The 14,150-nt window shown below is 64.8% G+C and carries 11 protein-coding genes; 10 read left to right on the forward strand and 1 reads right to left on the reverse strand.

Annotation, left to right across the window (positions count from 1 at the left end; all coding sequences use genetic code 11):
* Nucleotides 1-2: 2 nt before the first annotated feature.
* The 5 genes from recB to selB are packed head-to-tail and all read left to right on the forward strand — an operon-like array spanning nucleotide 3 to nucleotide 10,144.
* Complete coding sequence (gene recB / locus QMN23_RS00810) at nucleotides 3-3,275, forward strand: exodeoxyribonuclease V subunit beta (RefSeq protein ID WP_282001196.1); 3,273 nt, start codon at nucleotides 3-5, stop codon at nucleotides 3,273-3,275.
* 4 nt (nucleotides 3,276-3,279) lie between these two features.
* The gene (gene recD, locus QMN23_RS00815) at nucleotides 3,280-5,088 is read left to right on the forward strand and encodes an exodeoxyribonuclease V subunit alpha (RefSeq protein WP_282001197.1); all 1,809 of its coding nucleotides are present in this window, start codon (nucleotides 3,280-3,282) and stop codon (nucleotides 5,086-5,088) included.
* Nucleotides 5,089-6,405, forward strand: coding sequence for a tetratricopeptide repeat protein (locus QMN23_RS00820; protein ID WP_282001198.1), 1,317 nt, complete (start codon nucleotides 5,089-5,091; stop codon nucleotides 6,403-6,405).
* A gap of 29 nt (nucleotides 6,406-6,434) precedes the next feature.
* A complete protein-coding gene (locus QMN23_RS00825; RefSeq protein WP_282001199.1) occupies nucleotides 6,435-8,225 on the forward strand; it encodes an ABC transporter ATP-binding protein in 1,791 nt (596 codons plus the stop codon).
* Between the two features lie 8 nt (nucleotides 8,226-8,233).
* On the forward strand, nucleotides 8,234-10,144 hold the full coding sequence (gene selB / locus QMN23_RS00830; RefSeq protein WP_282001200.1) for a selenocysteine-specific translation elongation factor: 1,911 nt from the start codon (nucleotides 8,234-8,236) through the stop codon (nucleotides 10,142-10,144).
* A 149-nt stretch (nucleotides 10,145-10,293) separates the two neighbouring features.
* On the opposite strand, the gene QMN23_RS00835 is transcribed toward selB, so the two are convergent.
* Nucleotides 10,294-10,554: a cytochrome c3 family protein gene (locus QMN23_RS00835; RefSeq protein WP_282001201.1), complete on the reverse strand. Its 261-nt coding sequence runs from the start codon at nucleotides 10,552-10,554 to the stop codon at nucleotides 10,294-10,296.
* 213 nt (nucleotides 10,555-10,767) lie between these two features.
* Here QMN23_RS00835 and QMN23_RS00840 point away from each other — a divergent pair, with 213 nt between their 5' ends.
* The 5 genes from QMN23_RS00840 to atpH all read left to right on the forward strand — a co-directional run bounded on the left by QMN23_RS00840 (nucleotide 10,768) and on the right by atpH (nucleotide 14,144).
* Nucleotides 10,768-11,541, forward strand: coding sequence for a ParA family protein (locus QMN23_RS00840; protein WP_282001202.1), 774 nt, complete (start codon nucleotides 10,768-10,770; stop codon nucleotides 11,539-11,541).
* Nucleotides 11,534-12,373: a ParB/RepB/Spo0J family partition protein gene (locus tag QMN23_RS00845; RefSeq protein WP_282001203.1), complete on the forward strand. Its 840-nt coding sequence runs from the start codon at nucleotides 11,534-11,536 to the stop codon at nucleotides 12,371-12,373. Before QMN23_RS00840 ends, QMN23_RS00845 begins: the two co-directional genes overlap by 8 nt.
* 184 nt (nucleotides 12,374-12,557) lie before the next feature.
* Nucleotides 12,558-12,983, forward strand: a complete 426-nt coding sequence (locus QMN23_RS00850) for an ATP synthase F0 subunit B (RefSeq protein WP_282001204.1) — start codon at nucleotides 12,558-12,560, stop codon at nucleotides 12,981-12,983.
* Nucleotide 12,984: 1 nt separating this feature from the next.
* Entirely contained in the window at nucleotides 12,985-13,605 is a 621-nt protein-coding gene (locus QMN23_RS00855; RefSeq protein ID WP_282001205.1) for a hypothetical protein, read from the forward strand.
* Nucleotides 13,602-14,144 carry an ATP synthase F1 subunit delta gene (gene atpH, locus QMN23_RS00860; protein WP_282001206.1) on the forward strand — a complete coding sequence of 181 codons (543 nt, stop codon included), beginning with the start codon at nucleotides 13,602-13,604 and terminating at the stop codon, nucleotides 14,142-14,144. Before QMN23_RS00855 ends, atpH begins: the two co-directional genes overlap by 4 nt.
* Nucleotides 14,145-14,150: the final 6 nt, after the last annotated feature.

The following is a 14,150-nucleotide window of genomic DNA, read 5'->3' on the forward strand; positions in this document are numbered from 1 at the left end:
CCATGGAGCCCTTCAACCTTCTCCATACCCCGCTGAGCGGTCGCCACCTGATCGAGGCCAGCGCCGGTACCGGCAAGACATTCACCATTGCCGGCCTCTACCTGCGGCTGCTGCTGGAGCGGCGGTTGCGGGCGGATCAAATCCTGGTTGTCACCTTCACCGAAGCGGCGACCGAGGAGTTGCGGGACCGGATCAGGCGACGGCTACGGGAGGCGGTGGATGCCTTTGCCGCCGGGAGCAGTGACGACCCGCTGCTCGACGGGCTATTGGGCGGGGGAATTGCCGCTCCCGAGGCGCTCCGTTTACTGTCGGCCGCGCTCCGTTCCTTTGACGAGGCGGCGATTTTCACCATCCACGGCTTCTGCCAGCGGGCCCTCCGGGACAATCCCTTTGCCAGCGGCTCCCTGGCCGATACGGAGCTCCTGGCCGATCAGGAGCGGCTGCTGCAGGAAGTTGCCGCCGATTTCTGGCGGGACACCGTCTACCGGGCGCCGGCACCGCTGGTGCGGAAGGTCGTTGACGAGGGGGTGTCGCCCGGCCGCCTCTTGCGGTCGGTCGGGACGCGGGGGGGGCCGTTGCTGAGGGTGATCCCCGAGCTGCCGCTCCCCGAGTTGCCGGCAGGCGATCCGGACGAGGCGTTCCTTGACCAATGGCTGCTGGCGCTGAAGCGGCAATTCCACGCCTACCTGGCCGCCGAACTGCCGCGGCGGAAGCGGCGGGCCAATGTCCGCTCCTTCGACGACCTCCTGCTCGATCTCTACCAGGCGCTGCAGGCGGCGCAGGGCGACGCCCTGGCCGGGGCGGTGCGGGAGCGTTACCGGGCCGCCCTGGTCGACGAATTCCAGGATACCGATCCGCTCCAGTTCGGGATTTTCGATGCCCTCTATCCGCTGGCGGGCGAGGCGCCGCTGTTCATGATCGGCGATCCGAAGCAGGCGATCTACAGCTTCCGCGGCGCCGATGTCTTTGCCTACCTGGCGGCGGCTGCCGCGACGGAACAGCGTCATACCCTGGACGAAAACTGGCGTTCCGAGCCGGCACTGGTCCGGGCGGTCAATGCCCTCTTCGCCGGGCGGCCGGCACCGTTTCTCTTCCCGGGGATCGCCTTTCACCCGGTGCGGGCGGCGGAACGGGAACAGCGGCTGCTGACCGTTGACGGCGCTGCCGATCCGGCGCCGTTCAAGATCCACTTCGTCCCCCGAAGGGAGGCGGGCAAGCCGATCAACAAGGGTGACGGCGCCGAGTTGCTGGTTCAGGGGGTGGCGGCGGAGATTGCCCGGCTGCTCGACGAAGGGGGCGCCGGTCGCCTGCTGATCGGTGACCGGCCGCTGGTCGCGGGCGATATTGCCGTCCTGGTCCGGAAGAACCGCCAGGCGCGGCTGGTGCAGCAGGAACTGAACCGGCTCGGCATCCCGGCGGTGCTGCGCGGTGCCGGCAATCTCTTCGATTCGCCGGAAGCGGCGGAGATCCTCCTGGTGCTCGGGGCGGTGGCCGAACCGGCCGACGAGCGGCGCTTGCGGGCCGCCCTGGTCACCGACCTGGCGGGGATCGGCGGGGACGGCCTGGCCCGGTTGTTGGGCGACGAGAGCGCCTGGGAGACGGTGCTGGAGGAGTTCCGCGGCTACCATGACCTTTGGGCGAAGTCGGGGTGCATGCCGATGGCGATGCGCCTCCTGGCCGGCCGTCAGGTGCGTAGCCGGCTGTTGGCGCTGCCGGACGGCGAACGGCGGCTGACCAATATTCTTCACTGCTTCGAGCTGCTCCACGAGGCAGCGGTAGCCGGCAATCTCGGCATGGAGGCGACCGTCAGCTGGCTGGCGGAGCGGCTCAGCGAGGAACAGCGCCGGGAGGAACACGAGATCCGCCTGGAGACCGACGAGGCGGCGGTCCAGCTGGTGACGATTCACAAGAGCAAGGGACTCGAATATCCGGTGGTCTTCTGCCCGTTCTGCTGGGAAGGGAGGGACGGAACCGGCGAAACGGTCCTGTTCCATGACGAAGCCGGCCGGGCGGTGCTCGATCTCGGTTCGCCGGAGCTTCCCCGCCATCGGCAACGGGCCGCCGAGGAGAATCTGGCCGAGGGGCTGCGGCTGCTCTATGTGGCCGTCACCCGGGCAAAGAACCGCTGCTATCTGGCCTGGGGGGCCTTCAAGGATGCCGGCGGCTCGGCGATGCATTACCTGCTCCATCCGGACGTGCCGGGCGACAAAGGACAGGTCGCCCTGTCCGACGAGGCGATCCGGGCCGAACTGGAGCAGCTGGCCGTTGCCTCGGGCGGGGCCATCGCCGTGACCCCGCTTCCCCCTCGGGCTCCTGCCGGCGTCTACCGGCCGCCGGTCGCCGCCGAGCCGCTCAGCTGCCGGGAGTTCCACGGTACCATCGAGCACGACTGGCGGGTGGCAAGTTTTACCTCTTTCGTCTCCCAGGCCGAACATGTTGCCGAGTTGCCCGACCGCGACGAATGGGTGGCGGGGGACGGGGCGCCGCTTTTGCGGGAACCGCCGGCCGAGCGCCAGACGATCCGCGATTTTCCCCGCGGGACGCGGGCGGGGATCTTTCTCCACGAGATCTTCGAGGAACTCGATTTTGCCGCCGGGCCGGCCGGCATCGCCGAAGCGGCGGTGGCGGAAAAACTCCGCCGGCACGGCTTTGCCGGCGAATGGCTGCCGGCCGTAACGGCAATGCTGGGCCAGGTTCTCACCGTCCCGTTGCCGGCCGGGGAGGCCTCGTTCCGGCTGGCCGACCTCCGTCCCGGCGGCTGGCTGACGGAGCTGGAGTTTTACTTCCCGCTCCGCTTCATTACCGCCGACGGCCTGCGGGAAGCGGCGGCGCGCTGGAGCGGCCTGGAGCAGCCGGTGAGCCTGACGGAGCTGGTGACCGGTCTTACCTTCCAGCCGGTCCGGGGGGTGGTGCGCGGCTTCGTCGACCTGGTCTGCGAATGGCAGGGGCGCTATTTCATCATCGACTGGAAATCGAACTATCTCGGTTCCCAGCCGGCGGATTACCAGCCGCCGCAGTTACGGGAAAGCATGCGGTCGCACCGGTATCCCCTCCAGTATCTGCTGTACACGGTGGCGCTGCATCGCCATCTGGCGGTGCGGCTTGCCGATTACGACTACGATCGCCATTTCGGCGGCGTTCACTATCTGTTCCTGCGGGGGATCGAGGCGGCCCGGGGCGACGGGGCGGGAATCTTCCATGACCGGCCGCCGCGGCAGCTGATCGAGGAGCTGGAACGGCTGTTCGTCCGGCTTGACTGCCGGGCAGGTGAGTGAAACGATGGCATATGCGCACGAAGATGAATTGACCGAGCTCGATCGGCACTTTGCCGATTTCGTTTGCCGGCTTGCCGGCCGTGGCGATTCCTGGCTGTGGCGGGTCGCGGCCCTGACCAGCAATGCCACCGGCCGCGGCAACGTCTGTCTCGAGCTGGCCACGGCGCTGCCGCCGGAGAGTGTCGGCGCCGCGGCGCTGGCGGGCTGGATCGAGCATCTCCGCGCGGTGCCGCTGGTCGGGGCACCCGGCGAGACGACGCCGCTGGTCCTCGACGCTGCCGGCCGTCTCTATCTGCACCGCTTCTGGGAGTATGAAGCGGTACTGGCCGCGGCGTTGCTGGCACGGAGCCGGCAGGAATGCCCGGTCGACGAGGCGCTACTCGGCGAAGGGGTGCGCCGGCTCTTCCCGCCGGTGGTGGCTGACGAGCCCGACTGGCAGCTGGTGGCGGCCCTGACGGCGCTCTGCCGGCCCTTGGCCGTGATCTCCGGCGGCCCGGGTACCGGCAAAACCGCCACCGTGGTGAAGGTGCTGGCGCTACTGCTGGAGCAGGCCCGGGGTGTCTCCTGTTCGCTCGCCCTCGCCGCTCCGACCGGCAAGGCGGCGGCCCGCCTGGCCGAGGCGATCCGTACTGCCAAGCAGGGGCTGCCGGTGGCCCCGGCGATCCTCGAACAGCTCCCGGAGGCGGTAACCACCATCCACCGGTTGCTCGCCTACCACCCGCCGTCCGGCGCGTTCCGCCACCATCGGGACAATCCCCTGCCGTATGCGGCGGTGGTGGTCGACGAAGCGTCGATGGTCGATCTTCCCCTGATGGCCCGGTTGGTCGAGGCGCTGCCGCCGACGGCGCGGCTGATTCTGTTGGGGGACAAGGACCAGCTGGCCTCGGTGGAAGCCGGGGCGGTCCTCGGTGACATTTGCGACACCGGCCGGCTGCACGCCTTTTCCCCATCGTTTCGGGAGCGCCTGGCGCGGCTGGCCGGATCGGCGCTGCCGGCCGCCGGTCCGGCGCCGGAGTCGCCACTCGGCGATTCGCTGGTCGTGCTGCGGAAGAGCTACCGGTTCGGCGCCGAAAGCGGGATTGGCGCCCTGGCCCGGCTGATCAACGAAGGGCGGGGGGAGGAGGCGCTGGCACTGCTCAAGGCGGGGGGATGCGGCGACCTGGCGTGGCGGGAACTGCCGGCGGCGGAAGAGCTGGAATGCCAGCTGCGGGAGCCGCTGGTCGCCGGCTACGATGAGTTCCGGGCGACGGCCGAGCCGCTGGCGGCCCTGGCGGCATTCGGTCGGTTCCGGGTTCTCTGCGCCCATCGCCAAGGGCCCTACGGCGTGGCGACCCTCAATGGCCTGGCGGAACGGCTCCTGGGGCTGCCGACCGGTGTCGGGGGGGAATGGTATCCCGGCCGGCCGGTACTGATCACCGAGAACGATTACCCGCGCGGCCTCTTCAACGGCGACATCGGCATCGTCCAGGCTGCACCGGACGACGGCCAGCGGTTAGCCGCCTTTTTTCCCGCCCCGGCAGGGGGGGTGACCAGGCATCTGCCGCTGCGGCTTCCCGGTCACGAGACGGTCTTTGCCATGACCGTCCACAAGAGTCAGGGGTCCGAGTTCGAGCGGGTGCTGCTGATCCTCCCCGATCGCGCCTCGGCGATCGTGACCCGCGAGCTGATCTATACGGCGGTCACCCGGGCCCGACAGCGGGTGGAGGTCTGGGGGCGGGACGAACTGTTCGTTGCGGCGGTCGGCACCCGGATCAGTCGGAGTTCCGGATTGCGGGACCTCCTCTGGGCCGGGCCGGGTGGCGAGGAGGCTTAGGTGAACGTGGTGCGGCGGACGGACAAGGGCTGGCGGTTGCTGGTGGCGGGGATGATGCTGCTCTGCCTTGCCCCGGGGATTGCCTTCGCCGCCGGCAGTGGTGCTTCCCGGCTGTTCGTCACCGGCTTTACGGCGCTCCATGACGGCAACAGCCGGGAAGCGGCGGAAACCTTCGACCGGCTCCTTGCCGTTTATCCGGACACGCCGCTCCGTGACCTGGCGTTGTTCTTTCTCGCCCGCGCGTCGTTGGCGGCCGGCGAGCGGCAGCAGGCGGCCCGGGCGATGGCCACTCTGCGCCGCGAGTATCCGGGAAGTGTCGTGGTCGCCGCCGCGGGGCCGGAACTGCTGGCGCTGGCCGCCGGCTACCGGCCGTCGGCGGGCGTTGCGCAGGTTCCGGCGAATGGGCCGCTTGCCCGGCGCACGGAACGGCCGACTGGGGTGCCCGATGAGGCGGGGCGGCGTCACGGACCGGCGGCGGAGAACACCCGGCTCGCCCCCTCCCGGCCAACGGCCGTTGCCGCGAATCGCCCCCAATCGGTGATTGCGACTCCGGTGGTGGCGGCCCCCGCCCCGGCGCCGGCCGACAATGTCCCGACGGGGCCGACGTTCGAACTGAACGTTACCCCTGCCGATGCTCCCCGACCGGTAGCCGTGCCGACCCTTGTACCGCTGGAGATCGTCAATCGCGGCTCCGGTGCCGATAGCTATCGCCTCCGGGCGGCATTCCCGCCGGAATTCCGGGCCCGTTTTGCGGCCGCCGCCCGGCCGGGCACCCCGATCGGCGAAACGTCGCTCCTTGCTCCCGGCCAGCGCTTTGCCGCAGTGCTGTCGGTCGTCCTGCCGCCGACCGCGATCGACGGCCAGCGCTACGTCTATCCGCTCCGGGTCGCTTCCCGGCGTGCCCCGGCCAGCGACCGAATCCGGGATATCGTTCTGGTGGCGGCGGCGCCGCTGCTCCGGGTGGTTGTCCGTCCCGGCCGGCCGGTGATGACTCCCGGCGACCGCATCGACTATGCCGTTACCCTGCTCAATGTCGGTTCGGCACCGGCGGAGCGGATTTCGCTGCGCTTCCGCTGTGCCGGCGAACGGCTGGCGGCCGTGGCCGGCGTAACCGATCCGGCGGCGGGCGACGGAGGGGAGGTGCTGACCGGTATCCGGCTGGCGCCCGGCGAGATTCGGACCGGCACCGTTTCGTTCGGGCTCGACCCGGCGCGGCGTAGCGGTCCCGAGCTGCGCTGCCAGGCGGAACTTCAGGACGACAACCGGGGGATGGCCGAAGTCTTTCGCGCGGCGGCGGTCCGGGTTGCGGCGCCGTAACCGGTAGCTCCGGACAGGATGGAAAGGGTATGCATTTCGGCAATATCTATGCGGATGAAATAGTCGGCAAAGCCTACGACCGGCAACTGATGAAGCGCTTTGTCGGCTATGTCCGTCCCTACTGGTGGCTGGCGGCGACGACCCTGCTGCTCCTTCCCCTGGCGGCCGCCGCCCGGCTGGCCCAGCCATGGCTTTTGAAAGTGGCCATCGACGGCCATATCGTCACCGGCAAGCTGGCCGGGTTGCCGCTGGTGGCGGCCGGGTTTCTCGCCCTGATCGTCAGCGACTCGCTGCTGACCTTTCTCCAGTCCTGGCTGCTGCAGTACCTGGGGCAAAAGGTAATGTTCGACCTGCGGCTGGAGCTGTTCACGCACCTCCAGCGGCTGCCGGTGGCATTTTTCGACCGGGTGCCGACCGGCAGTCTGGTGACCCGGGTGACGAGCGACGTCGAAGTCCTCGGCGAGATGTTCGCCGCCGGCATCATCACCGTGGTCGGGGATATTCTCTTCCTGGCCGGGATTGTCGGCGTCATGCTCTGGATGAACCTGAAGCTGTCGCTGGTCACCTTCTCGGTTCTGCCGGTGCTGATCTGGGTTGCCTTCACCTTCCGGATCAGGATGCGCCAGGCATTTCGCGAGGTTCGGGCACGGCTGGCCCAGCTCAACGCCTTCCTGGCGGAGAGTATCGGCGGGATGGCGATCGTTCAGCTCTTCGGCCGGCAGGAACGGGAACGCAACGAGTTCACCCGGCTCAATGCCGCCTATCGGGACGCCAACCTGCCGGTGATCAGCTGGGACGCCTCGCTCTATGCCCTCGTCGAGGCGCTGTCGTCGGTGGCGGTGGGGCTGATCGTCTGGTATGGCGGTGGCGAGATCGTTCGGGGTGGGGTGACCTTCGGCGCCCTGGTCGCCTTTATCCAGTATATCGAGAAATTTTTCGGGCCTATCCGCGATCTCTCCTCCAAGTACTCGGTGATGCAGGGGGCGATGGCGGCCCTCGAACGGATCTTCAACCTGCTCGATACGGAGCGGAGCGAGCAGCCGGCAGGTGGGGAGAAGGCCATGGCCGGCGGCCCGCAACCGCCGCCGGCACCGGTCGACACCATCGAATTTCGTGACGTCTGGTTCGCCTACACCCCCGGCGAGGATGTCCTGCGGGGGCTCAACCTGACCATTCGCCGCGGCGAAAAAGTGGCCCTGGTCGGCGAAACCGGCGGGGGCAAAACGACCGTTACCCGGCTCCTCTCCCGCTTTTACGAGGTCGAACGCGGCGCCATCCTCTTCGACGGCACCGATATCCGCCGGCTGCCGCTGCCGGAGCTGCGGCGGCGGATTGGGGTGGTGCTCCAGGAGCCGTACCTATTCACCGGGACGGTCGGCTTCAATATCTCCCTTGGCGACCCGGCGGCGGCCCGGCGGCTGGAAGAAGCGGCCCGCCTCGTCGGCGCCGACCGCTTCATCGGCAAGCTTTCCCGCGGTTATGACGAAGAAGTCCGGGAGCGGGGGATGAATTTTTCCGCCGGCGAGCGGCAGTTGATCTCCTTTGCCCGGGCCGTCGCCTTCGACCCGGAGATCCTGGTCCTCGACGAGGCGACCGCCAGTATCGACAGCGAGGCGGAACGGCTGATCCAGGAAGGGCTCCGGGCGCTGATGGCCGGGCGAACGTCGCTGGTAGTCGCCCACCGGCTGTCAACGATTCAGGATGCCGACCGGATTATCGTCATTCATCGCGGCGAAAAGGCGGAAGAAGGGAGCCATCGGGAGCTCCTGGCTGCCGGCGGCCTCTACAGCAAGCTATACCAGTTGCAATTCAAAGATTAGGAGCGGTCATGAAACATCTCATTCTCGGCACCGCCGGCCATATCGACCATGGCAAGACCTCGCTGGTCAAAGCGCTCACCGGCATCGATACCGACCGCTTGCCTGAAGAGAAGTCGCGGGGGATTACCATCGAGCTTGGCTTTGCCCACCTGGAGCTCCCCGGGGGGGTACAGTTCGGCATCGTCGATGTGCCGGGACACGAACGGTTCGTTCGGACGATGGTTGCCGGCGTGGGGGGGATGGATGTGGTGATGCTGGTGATCGCCGCTGACGAGGGGGTGATGCCCCAGACCCGGGAACACGTCGAGATCTGCCAGTTGCTCGGGGTCAGGAGAGGGCTGGTGGTGTTGACCAAGAGCGATCTGGTGGCTCCGGACTGGCTCGATCTGGTGGCGGAGGAGGTACGGGAGTATCTGACTGGGAGCTTCCTCGAGGGGGCGCCGGTGTTGCCGGTCTCGGCAAAAACCGGGGCCGGGCTCGGAGCGCTCAAGGAAGCACTGGCCAGCCTGGCTGCCGAGGTAGAGGAAAAACGGGCGGAAGGGCCGTTTCGCCTGCCGGTGGACCGGGTTTTTACGGTGACCGGTTTCGGCACGGTGGTGACAGGGACGCTTCTTGCCGGCGAAATCCGGGTGGGGGACGAGGTCGAAATCCTCCCGGCCGGGCGAACGGCCCGGGTGCGCGGGGTACAGACCCACGGGCAAAAAGGGGAGATGGTCACCGCCGGCCAGCGGGTGGCGGTCAACCTGCAGGGAGTGGAGTACACCGAGCTGGAACGGGGTGACATTGTCGTGCCGCGCGGGGCCTATCAGACGACCCGGGCCGTCGATGTCCGCCTCGACTATCTGCCGTCGGCACCGAAAGAGTTGCGCCACCGCAGTTCGTTGCGTCTCCATTCGGCGACCTATGAGGTCCAGGCCCAGATTATCCTCCTCGACCGGGACCTGCTCAGGCCGGGAGAGACCGCTTTTGCCCAGCTCCGGCTGAAGCGGCCGGTGCTGCTGCTCCCCGGCGATCCGTTCGTTCTTCGCTCCTACTCTCCCCAGGCGACCCTCGGTGGTGGCCGGGTCCTCGATCCGATGCCTCCCCGGCGCCGCCGCCGCTCGGAAGAGGCCCTGGCGCTTCTCCGTGCCTTCGGCGGGCATTCGGACAGCGAAGCAGTGCGGCTGCTGATCGGTGGCAGCCTGCTCTCCGGCATTCCGTTCACCGAGCTCGCCGTGCGCAGCGGTCTGCCCGGCAAACGGGCCGAACTGGTGGTCGGTTCGCTCCTCTCGGCGGGCGAAGTAGTGCAGGTGGTGCGCGAGCCGCGCATCTTCCTCTCCCGGGAAGCCTTTAACACTCTCAAGGCGCAGCTGTTCAGCGAGGTCGAAACGTATCTCCGCGACAATCCCCTCAAGGAAGGAATGGGGCGGGAAGAGCTGAAGACACGGATTCCCCGGCGAAGCGATCAGCGCTTCTTCGGGCCGCTGCTCCAGGCTCTCGAGAAGGAAGGGTTGGTTGTCGCCGATCGTGAATTCGTTAAGCTTCCCGGCCGGAAGGGCGAGGTCCCGGTGGATCAGAGCGGTCTGCAGGGCCTGATCGCGGCGGCGCTGGACAAAGGAGGGGGGGAACCGCCGACCGTCAAGGAGTTGTGCGACCAGTTACGCTGCGGCGAAAAGGAGCTCCTCGAACATCTCAACCTCCTGGCCCGCGAAGGGCGGGCGGTCAAGCTGAAAAGCGACGTCTTTTACGCCCCGGCGCCGGTGGCGGCCATTCGCGGCAAACTGATCGACTACCTGCGGGAGAAAGGGGGCATTACCCCCCCCGAATTTCGCGAGCTGACCGGACTCTCGCGGAAGTTCATGATTCCTCTGCTCGAATATTTCGACCAGGAAAAAGTGACCATTCGGGTCGGTGACAAGCGCGTCCTCCGCAAGGGGTGACTTACCCCTCCTGGTGATTTGCTCAAAAATGTGCTGGGCTGTCCCGTGCCGGATTTATGGGGTGGGCAAGGGGCGCGGTCCCGTCCTTTCGGCAGGCTGTTCGCTGGGATGCGGGTAGCTCGGAGGCATGTCTCCCGACGGCTGACAAGTTATTTCCGGTGACATTCGGTGCAGAGCGGATCGGATAACCGGCGGGCAGTCGCTGCCGTCTCATCCAGCTGACGTCCTTTGCCCATCAGACGCTCCCCCACTTTATGACAGCCGAAGCAGCCACGGCCCCTTAATGCCTGGTGCATTTCAACCATCTTCGGGTTTTTGCTGTGGCAGACCGTGCATTCGAATGCGCCGGCGGGAAACGCCAGGCCGTTACAGACAGCGATAATGCCTAGGAGGCCAGGCAGTTTTTTCATGGTTTTGTCCAGTGTTTTTTCTCCGATTTTGCCCGTATGCACTGGAAAGTTCCTTGATCAAAGTCAAAAGCGAGCTGATGGCGATAGAGCCCCGCAGGGTAAGGACCTGAAAGGACGGGGGAAAAATTCCTTCACAAATCTGGCTGAGTATGGTAACTAACAGGAGTTTGCGGAACCAGAATCCTGTTTGCGGCGGGGCGGCGGCGAGACGAAATGGCCAAGAAAATCTGCATTGCCAATCAAAAAGGGGGGGTCGGAAAGACGACCACTGCGGTTAATCTTGCTGCTTCGCTCGCGGCGGCGGAGAAAAGAACCCTGCTGGTGGATATGGACCCGCAGGGTAATGCCGGCAGTGGCGTCGGCCTGAACAAGGACGGACTTGAAGAGTCGGTCTATGATGCCATTATCAACGAGGTTGATCCGCTTAGCCTTGTCGTTAAAACGGAGCTGGCATTCCTCGAACTTCTCCCCTCTACCACCGATCTTGCCGGAGCAGAACTTGAGCTCGTTGCCGCCACAGAGCGCGAACGCCGGCTGAAAACCGCTCTTGCTCGGCTTGACGAGCACTACGATTACATGGTCATCGACTGTCCCCCCTCTCTCGGGCTCTTGACGGTCAACGCGATGACAGCTGCCGATTCGGTCCTTGTTCCTCTCCAGTGCGAATATTACGCCATGGAAGGGTTGTCACAGATTATCAAAACGATCAAGCTCATTCAAAGGGGACTCAATCCCGGCCTGACCATCGAGGGGATCCTGCTGACCATGTATGACGGGAGAAACAATCTTGCCCGCCAGGTGAGCGAGGAGATCAGAGTGCATTTTAAGGATCTGGCTTTTCAGACGGTTATCCCCCGTAATGTGCGTCTTTCCGAGGCGCCCAGCCACGGCCGGCCGATCCTTCTTTACGATATTTCATCCCGGGGCGCCGTTGCGTATCTCGAGCTGGCAAAAGAGCTTCTGGCGAGGGAGGCGCTCCATGGTTAAGAAGACTGGACTCGGCAAGGGCATGGCCGCGCTTCTCCCGGTGGTGGAAGAGGAGGGCCGGCGCTATTTTTCCTGCCCGATCGAAGAAATTCACCCCAACAAGAACCAGCCGCGGAAAACCTTCGCGCCCGACAAACTGGATGAGCTGGCTGCCTCCATTCGAGAAAAGGGGATTATCCAGCCGTTGGTGGTGCGGCGCAAGGGCGACCATTATGAGCTGATCGCCGGCGAACGCCGCTGGCGGGCCGCCCAGAAAGCCGGCTTGCACGAGGTGCCGGTTGTCATTCAGGATGTCTCAGAGAATACAGCTCTTGAGATGGCCCTGATCGAGAATATCCAGCGGGAAGATTTGAATGCCGTTGAAGAGGCGGAAGCCTATCAGGCGTTGCTGGAAAATTTTTCCCTCACCCAGGAAGAGCTGGCTCGCCGGGTCGGCAAGGACCGTTCGACGGTTGCCAATTCGCTGCGTCTTCTCAAGTTGACTCCGGAGTTGAAAAAAGACATCGTCGAAGAGCGGCTTGCCATGGGGCATGCCCGTGCCCTGCTGGCGCTGGAGTCTGCTGAGCATCTGCAGCAGGCGAGAGACGAAATCATCAAAAAAGCGCTGACCGTCCGCGAGGCGGAGAGCCTGGTGAAGCGTCTCAAGGCCGGGGGCGGGGCGAAGGCGAAGCAGAAGAAAGCCGAAATGCAGATGACAGACCTGGTGGCGCAGCTTCAAGCGCGCCTGATGACGAAGGTGGCCATTCGCCGGGGGAATAAGGGCGGCAAAGTGGAAATTGCCTTTGGAAGCCAGGATGAATTGTCGAGAATCGTCGAACTGCTGCTGGGCTGAAACGGTGGCGGCTTAAGCGCCTCAGATGATAAGGTATACTTCATAAAGTGCTTGACATGACAGGCGCGTTGTGATAGCTAAGGTCTATTTTGCGGCCGGTTGACCGTATTTTTTTTTGATACAGGCTTGTTGTATACAGTATACAAAAAGTATGCACGGGCTATGAACAAAGTGGGGTGGTAGCGTGATTAGTCTGGATTTAGCGTTTGTTATTCAGGGAATTAACTTCCTCGTGCTGATGGTGGTGCTTAACGTCCTGCTTTACAAACCGATCAGGAAGGTTATGGCGGAGCGGAAGGCCCGGATTGAAGGGGCGAAGGAGCGAGCGGCCGCGGTTGATCGGGAAGTTCAGGAAAAAGTGGCGCTCTACGAAAATCGCCTCCGTGAAGTGAAATCAAAAGCCAGCGGCGAGCGCGAGGTTTTGCGGAAAGAGGCGCAACGTGACGAGGCGGCGCTGCTGGAGGCGGCACGCAAGGAGGCTGCCGACTCGCTGGCCACCATCAAAAACAGGGTTGCGAAAGAAGCTGCCGACGCCAAAGGGATCCTTCAGGAGCAGGTTCGTTCGTTGTCGCTGGAAATCTGTGAGAAGGTTCTCGGGAGGAGTTTGTAACATGGCGTTATCGGTTCGCAATAGACGGCTGGTCAAGGGTGTGCTGGCGGTAGCCGCGTGCGGCGCGCTCGTTGCGGGAATGGCTGCTCTCGGCTTTGCTTCGGAAGGTGCCGAAGGCGCCCACCATGTCGATACCGGAAAACAGCTGAAAGACTTCATGTGGCGGGTTATCGACTTCGCTGCGCTGGTGGCGTTGCTGGTTTGGGCGCTCAAGAAGGCGAACGTGAAGGGAGCGCTGGCCGATCGGCGAGCCAATCTGGAGAGAGCACTCAAGGAAGCCGAAGAGGCGCGGGCGGCTGCCGAGAAGAAATTTGCCGAGTATAACGAAAAGCTCGAGAAGGCAAATAGCGAAGTCGACGAAATCTATGCGGCGATCCGCGCCGAAGGCGAGCAGGAAAAGTCCCGGATCATTGCCGAGGCAAAGGCGGCTGCGGCGAAGATTCAGGAGCAGGCTGCTGCCGCCGCTCAGCAGGAAGTCCTCAAGGCGAAGGCGGAGTTGCGCGACGAGGCGGCCCGTTTGGCCGTGCAAGCTGCCGAACAGATGCTTAAGGACAACGTAACCAAAGACGACCAGGACCGCCTGGTTAAAGACTATCTCGGTAAGGTGGAGAATTTACATTGATCTCGAACGCTATTGCACGTCGCTACGCCAAGGCGCTGGTTCAGCTGGGGGCGGAGGAGAATGCGGTCGAGCGTTTTGGCAGTGAACTCGGGCGGTTTGTCGCCGTGCTCGATGCCAATTCCGACCTCGATTCGGTACTCCGGAGCCCCGCTTGCAGAATTGAAGCGAAGATGGAGATTCTCGGGGAGGTGCTCGGCAAGCTCAGCCTCGCCGAGACGGTAAGCAGTTTTCTCAAAGTGTTGCTGGAGCGTGGCCGAATGGCTTTCCTGCCGCAGATCGCCCACAGCTATTCTGTTCTTGCCGATGAGCTCTCCGGGGTTGTTCGGCCGGTTCTCGTGTCGGCTTTCCCGCTTCAGGATGCCCAGGTCGAAGAGATGCGAAGCGCCCTGGCAAAGGCGACCGGAAAAGAGGTCGTGCTCAAGGTGGAAGTCGATCCGTCGATGATCGGCGGCGTGATTACCAAGATCGGTGACAAGGTGTTTGATGGCAGTGTTAGGACCCAGTTAGACCGGATTAAGGATATATTACAGAAGGGGTGAGACGTT

The organism is Geotalea uraniireducens, assembly GCF_027943965.1.
GTDB lineage: Bacteria > Desulfobacterota > Desulfuromonadia > Geobacterales > Geobacteraceae > Geobacter > Geobacter uraniireducens.